The sequence below is a fragment of the Pseudomonas sp. genome (assembly GCF_050739995.1).
Classification (GTDB): Bacteria; Pseudomonadota; Gammaproteobacteria; order Pseudomonadales; family Pseudomonadaceae; genus Aquipseudomonas.
The window spans coordinates 1-6,715 of the sequence record NZ_JBOICG010000238.1 but is presented as its reverse complement, the minus strand read 5'-3'; the positions used below and the strand labels follow the sequence as shown (position 1 = coordinate 6,715).

Annotated in this window: 6 protein-coding genes and 1 pseudogene; 2 read left to right on the top strand and 5 right to left on the bottom strand. The window is 57.4% G+C overall.

Annotated elements, in window-relative coordinates; all coding sequences use genetic code 11:
* Positions 1-53: 53 nt before the first annotated feature.
* The 5 genes from ACRESD_RS08105 to ACRESD_RS08085 form a co-directional block, all read right to left on the bottom strand.
* Positions 54-512: an HIT family protein gene (locus ACRESD_RS08105; protein WP_431750447.1), complete on the bottom strand. Its 459-nt coding sequence runs from the start codon at positions 510-512 to the stop codon at positions 54-56.
* An 86-nt stretch (positions 513-598) separates the two neighbouring features.
* The gene (locus tag ACRESD_RS08100; protein ID WP_431750446.1) at positions 599-1,717 is read right to left on the bottom strand and encodes a hypothetical protein; all 1,119 of its coding nucleotides are present in this window, start codon (positions 1,715-1,717) and stop codon (positions 599-601) included.
* A gap of 100 nt (positions 1,718-1,817) precedes the next feature.
* Positions 1,818-2,582 (bottom strand): GNAT family N-acetyltransferase, encoded by a 765-nt coding sequence (locus ACRESD_RS08095; RefSeq protein WP_431750445.1) that lies wholly within the window; start codon positions 2,580-2,582, stop codon positions 1,818-1,820.
* Between the two features lie 179 nt (positions 2,583-2,761).
* Complete coding sequence (gene cysS / locus ACRESD_RS08090; protein ID WP_431750444.1) at positions 2,762-4,144, bottom strand: cysteine--tRNA ligase; 1,383 nt, start codon at positions 4,142-4,144, stop codon at positions 2,762-2,764.
* A gap of 19 nt (positions 4,145-4,163) precedes the next feature.
* Entirely contained in the window at positions 4,164-5,864 is a 1,701-nt protein-coding gene (locus ACRESD_RS08085; RefSeq protein ID WP_431750443.1) for a glutamine--tRNA ligase/YqeY domain fusion protein, read from the bottom strand.
* Positions 5,865-6,113: 249 nt separating this feature from the next.
* Here ACRESD_RS08085 and ACRESD_RS08080 point away from each other — a divergent pair, with 249 nt between their 5' ends.
* A complete protein-coding gene (locus ACRESD_RS08080) occupies positions 6,114-6,617 on the top strand; it encodes a peptidylprolyl isomerase (RefSeq protein WP_431750442.1) in 504 nt (167 codons plus the stop codon).
* Positions 6,614-6,715: pseudogene (locus tag ACRESD_RS08075) on the top strand (UDP-2,3-diacylglucosamine diphosphatase); the annotation flags it as partial. The gene ACRESD_RS08080 and the pseudogene ACRESD_RS08075, both read left to right, overlap by 4 nt.

Here is a 6,715-nt window from a genome sequence, read left to right as displayed (position 1 = left end):
TTGGCTGATCCACCGCTATCGCAGGCAAGCCAGCTCCCACATTGAGTTTGGTGCTAGGCGAAGGATCGGATTCGCGCTGCCAACTTCGCCAACCCGTCATCATCCGCCCGCACATGGTCATGGGATGAGATATAGCCTTCATACGCCTCGAAGAACTTGTCCACCTTCGAACTCAGCGGCTTGAACGCACTGTCCGACCCCGTCCCATGCATGGGAAACAACTTCGCATGCAGGTGATCCACCCCATACCCTTCCAGCATCATCCCCGTGCGTGCCACATCGGGAAACGCCCGATCAATCAGCAGCGCGGTCTTCTTGGTCGCCACAATAAGATCCGACAGCACCTTATCCGACTGGGCGAACGCATAGCTGCCGTAATGCTGCTTGGGAATCACCACACTGAAACCCGGGGTGTTCGGGAAGATCGAGAGAAACGCCATGTGCTGCTCGTCTTCCCACAGGATGTGCGCCGGGGAGGTCTTTCGGACAATGCTGCAGAAAATACAATCCATTTTGATCGCTGCCCTTTCGTCATGGGGTCGTTGTGGCCCCATCTATAGCCACGTTACGGTACAGCGTCAAATGCGACGGACATGACCTAGCCCAATTGCTCACACAAGAAAGCACCACTGGCAGCCTTGGAAGTCGGATGGAATGCCAGCACTCGCGTCGCAACCAGCAGATAGGCGACGTCTTCAGAGGACATAAAGGCGATGCCGCCCATCATTTCGAAAGCGCGCGTGCTGATGCGGCTGATCGCCTCCTGGACAGAAAACCGGGTGGCCTGCGCGCGAGCCAGGTCAGGGCGCATGAACCGACCTTCGTCTATTGACGCTGCCAGGCCACGCAGCGCCATTGTGGCGCCTTGAAGCTCAATGATCAGCATCGCTCGATCATCCTGCGAGCCTTTGCGTAATGACAGTGCCCGCGAGGCCAAAGCGGACGCCATCCCCAGATAGGACGCCGAAGCCAGCAACTGAAACCAGACAGCGAATAGGTGATTACCCGTCCCGTGCTGAGCATCATCCAACTGATCATCCACGGTTTTGCTGAAATGCATCATCGACTCGGGAACCATCAGATTGTTGAAAATGACTTGGTGACTGTCTGCCGCCTGCAAATGCGGGACGGACCAGAACTTTTTCCGTTCGATGCCTGGATCACCGGCAAACCCCGCACCGATGCCAAGATGAGTCTGGCCCTGCGGGTCAACGTAATTGACGCCAAACGTGATCACGTCAAAGTGATGGGTCATCGTGCACGGTTTCTTGCTGCCGTTCACAAGATAGCCCCCGACGGTTTTTTCGACAGCCATCGTAGACGCTAAAATATCCGCGTGTGCACGCCCCTCGGCAAAGCCAGACGCAACTAACAAGTTGCCCTGCACGACGGCACTTAACAAACCCTGAATATCGGGAAAGAATTGGCTGGCCGCCATCATGCCGGCAACCGTGTGATGGTGCATGGTCATCATCACAGCCAATGACGGGCAATGTGCCCCCACCCAAGTGTGCAACTGCGCCAACTGCAGCGCGCTGACACCGCCTCCACCCAGCGCCTTTGCAATGGCAAGCCCAGGCTGGCCCAGCGTTCGGAACACGTCGGCCAGACGCGCAGACTCGCCTCGTTCAAGCTCAAGGAGCGATGCAGACTCAAGAAAGGTCGCCATGTGCGGAATCAGTTCGAACGCTGTATTTCTTTCCTCTTTCAAAAACATGCCCATCACCCACTTTTACTATTGAATATTAAGACCATCTAGCCATGGCAAACATTAACTTCAGCCCTACTTGACGCGCCTGAACAACCTGTCGTCAAACTTACTTCACATAATGGCGCGCGTAACGACTGTCCAACTTCGATAAAGGCAACAGCATGAAAAAATCCGCCGAGTGAAAATCCCGATCCCATGCGGGTTCGCCACATACCCAGGCACCACTGCGCAAATAGCCCTTCAACAACGGCGGCATATGCGCAACATGTCCAAACTTGTGTTCTTCAAGGGGAAACGGATGATGGGGAGTCACTCGGTACTCGGCGGGAGCAAACTGCCCGGGTGTAAATGCGTGATACAGCGCCGCGGCATTGTGGCCACCATCGGATAGGCTGACGCTCGCACACCCCATCAAGTAATCACACTGCTCACGCTGCATATAAAGGGCCAACCCAGACCACAGCAGCATGATAACGCTGCCACTGCGATAGTCCGGATGTACGCATGCATGCCCGGCCTCGATAGTACGCGAGCGCAAATGCTCCAATCGGCTCAGATCGAATTCATTTTCGCAATAGTAACGCCCCATGCGCTGCGCCCCCGCAGGACTCATCAGGCGATAAGTACCCACCACCTTCAATGTGGTGTTATCTCGAACGATCAGATGATCACAATATTGATCAAATTCATCGACATTCAAACCTTCAGCATTAACCAGCGCAGGCGCACTAAAAGTCTCGGCGAACACTTTATAACGCAAGGCTTGTACCTCACGTAGTTGCTCTTGCGTACTGGCAAGACCAACAGTCAGCCTTCCAACCTTAATATTTAAGGTCTGATCAACCTCATCAGATTCGGTCAGTAATCGCACGCCGCTTCCTTTTGATTGCCAAGTAATGATTAAGACACTACTCGTCATCAATAGCGGTGAACTGTAAGGAAACTCCGAAAGAAGGCAGCCGCCTTGCCAAGCCCTTTAATCAACAGCGGTCAAAAAAAAGCCCCGAACCTGTCGGGGCGTTTTTTCATTCAGCGTGCAGCAATGAGCTGTCAGTCAGCCAGCCGCCACGTCGTCCCACCCTTCCCGTCTTCCAACACCACACCCATCGCGGTCAGTTGGTCACGGATACGGTCGGATTCCGCCCAGTCCTTGTTGGTACGTGCAGTCAGACGTGCCTGGATCAGTGCATCCACCTCGGCCGCATCCACACGCCCCTCGGCACCGGCTTGCAGGAAGTCCTCAGGCTTCATTTGCAGAACCCCGAGCACGCTGGCCAGTTCTTTCAAGCGTGCCGCCAGACCTGCCGCTGCATCAAGATCGCTCTCACGCAGGCGGTTGATCTCACGCACCATCTCGAACAGCACCGCACACGCTTCCGGGGTGCCGAAGTCGTCGTTCATGACTTCGGTGAAGCGGGCCACGAAGGCTTCGCCACCGGCAGGCGCCACGGCTGGCAGGCCTTTCAACGCGTGGTAGAAACGCTCCAGGGCACCCTTGGCGTCCTTGAGGTTGTCTTCCGAGTAGTTGATGGCGCTGCGGTAGTGGCTGGACACCAGCAGGTAACGCACAACCTCAGGATGGTACTTTTCCAGCACGTCGCGAATGGTGAAGAAGTTGTTCAAGGACTTGGACATCTTCTCGCCATTGATGCGGATCATGCCGCAGTGCATCCAGGCGTTGGCGTAGGTCTTGCCGGTGGCGGCTTCACTTTGGGCGATTTCGTTTTCGTGGTGCGGGAACTCGAGGTCACTGCCGCCACCATGAATGTCGAAGGTCTCGCCCAGGCAGCAGGTGGACATCACCGAGCATTCGATGTGCCAGCCCGGACGGCCCGCGCCCCATGGCGATTCCCAGCTCGGCTCGCCCGGCTTGGTGGCTTTCCACAGCACGAAGTCCAGTGGATCTTGCTTGGCTTCGTCCACTTCGATACGCGCGCCGATGCGCAGGTCTTCGATTTTCTTGCGCGACAGCTTGCCATAGCCCATGAACTTGGCGACGCGGTAGTACACGTCGCCATTGCCTGGGGCGTAGGCGTAACCCTTGTCGATCAGGGTCTGGATCATCGCGTGCATGCCAGGGATGTGGTCCGTGGCACGCGGCTCCATGTCCGGCTTGAGGATGTTGAGGCGGGCCTCGTCCTCGTGCATCGCGGCGATCATGCGCTCGGTCAGCGCATCGAACGACTCGCCGTTTTCGTTGGCGCGGTTGATGATCTTGTCGTCGATGTCGGTGATGTTGCGCACGTACGTCAAGTCATAACCGCTGAAACGCAACCAGCGGGTCACCAGGTCGAAGGCAACCATGCTGCGGCCGTGGCCGATGTGGCAGTAGTCGTACACGGTCATGCCGCACACGTACATGCGCACCTTGTTGCCGTCCAGCGGCTTGAAGACTTCTTTGGTCTTGCTGAGCGTGTTGTAGATCGTTAGCACGATGAATCCCTTGACTTAATCACTGGCCCCACGAATCTCGCAAGGTCACGGTACGGTTGAATACCGGAGCACCTGGTTTCGAGTCCTTGATATCCGCGCAGAAGTAACCTTCGCGCTCGAACTGGAAACGGTCTTCCAGCTGTGCGTCGCCCAACGAAGGTTCGGCACGACAACCTGTGAGAACTTGCAGGGAGTCAGGGTTGATGTTGTCGAGGAAACTCGCACTGTCTTCGGCCTTTTCAGGGTTCGGCGAGCGGAACAGGCGATCGTACAGGCGCACTTCACACTCAATGCTGGCAGCGGCCGGCACCCAGTGGATCACGCCCTTGACCTTGCGGCCTTCCGGGTTCTTGCCCAGGGTGTCCGGGTCGTAGGAGCAGCGCAGTTCGACGATGTTGCCATCGGCGTCCTTGATCGCTTCGTCGGCACGGATCACGTAGCTGCCGCGCAGGCGCACTTCGCCGTTCGGCTCCAGGCGCTTGTAGCCTTTTGGCGGCTCTTCCATGAAGTCATCGCGGTCGATGTAGATTTCACGGGCGAACGGCAGCTTGCGCACGCCGAGTTCTTCTTTCTGCGGATGACGCGGCAGTTCGAGGTTGTCGACCTGGTCTTCCGGGTAGTTGGTGATCACAACCTTCAACGGACGCAGCACGCACATGGCGCGCGGGGCGTTGGCGTCCAGGTCCTGGCGGATGCTGAATTCGAGCATGCCGAAGTCGACCACGCCGTCGGAACGGTTGGTGCCGACCATGTCGCAGAAGTTGCGGATAGACGCAGGCGTGTAGCCGCGACGACGGAAGCCCGACAGCGTGGACATGCGTGGGTCGTCCCAGCCGTGCACGTGCTTCTCATCCACCAGTTGCTTGAGCTTGCGCTTGCTGGTGATGGTGTAGTTCAGGTTCAGGCGGCTGAATTCGTACTGGCGCGGCTGTGCAGGCACCGGCAGATGCTCCAGGAACCATTCATACAGCGGGCGATGGCTTTCGAACTCCAGGGTGCAGATGGAGTGCGTGATGCCTTCGATGGCATCCGACTGACCGTGGGTGAAGTCGTAGTTCGGGTAGATGCACCACTTGTCACCGGTCTGGTGGTGATGGGCATGACGAATGCGGTACATGATCGGGTCGCGCAGGTTCATGTTCGGCGAGGCCATGTCGATCTTGGCGCGCAACACGCGAGCACCGTCCGGGAACTCACCAGCGCGCATGCGGGCGAACCAGTCCAGGTTCTCTTCCACCGAACGGTCGCGGAACGGGCTGTTCTTGCCTGGCTCGGTCAGGGTGCCACGGTATTCCTTGGCCTGTTCCGGGCTCAGGTCGTCGACGTAGGCCTTGCCGGCCTTGATCAGCTCGACGGCCCAGTCGTGCAACTGGTCAAAGTATTGCGAGGCATAGCGCACTTCACCGGACCACTCGAAGCCCAGCCACTTCACGTCGCTTTCGATGGCGTCGATGTATTCCTGGTCTTCCTTGGCCGGGTTGGTGTCGTCGAAACGCAGGTGCGTGACGCCACCGAACTCCTGGGCCAGGCCGAAGTTCACACAGATCGACTTGGCGTGACCGATGTGCAGGTAGCCGTTGGGCTCTGGCGGGAAGCGGGTGACGATCTGCGTGTGCTTGCCCGAATCCAGGTCCGCCTGGATGATCGGGCGCAGGAAATTGACCGGGACGGCAGGTCCGGCCTTGGAATTCGAGGTAGGGTCGACAGTGGGCTTGCTCATAGGATCCTTGAACAGACAGGTACGTGGCCGGATGGGGCCAGATAAAACAAAGCCGTTATCATAGCTGATGCTGTCAAGTCGCTGACAGAGTACGGCCGAAAACTGCTGCAATTAATGCACCGGCGGTAAAAAACCACCTCGAAATTCCTGCAGGTCACGCTAAACTGCGCGCCTTGGCTGTCATTTAGCCAAACCGGTCACGGCGCCCCCGGCGTCCATACCCACGAATTCCTTGAAAGAGAAACGACCATGACTCAAGTCAAACTGACCACCAACCACGGTGACATCGTCATCGAGCTGAACGCCGAGAAAGCGCCGATCACCGTCGCCAACTTCATCGAATACGTTAAGGCCGGTCATTACGAAAACACGGTTTTCCACCGTGTGATCGGTAACTTCATGATCCAGGGCGGTGGTTTCGAGCCAGGCATGAAAGAAAAGAAAGACAAGCGCCCAAGCATCCAGAACGAAGCGGACAACGGCCTTTCCAACGACAAGTACACCGTCGCCATGGCCCGTACCATGGAGCCGCATTCGGCTTCCGCACAGTTCTTCATCAACGTGGCCGATAACGCCTTCCTGAACCACAGCGGCAAGAACGTACAGGGCTGGGGCTACGCGGTATTCGGTAAAGTCACCGAAGGCACCGACGTCGTTGACAAGATCAAAGGCGTGCAGACCACCGGTAAAGCCGGTCACCAGGACGTTCCGGTAGAAGACGTGATCGTCGAGAAAGCCGAGATCGTTGGGTGATATTACTGATTTCAGATTTGCATCTGGAAGAGGAGCGCCCGGACATTACCCGGGCGTTTCTGGATCTGCTTCAAGGCCGCGCCCGTGGCGCCCAGGCG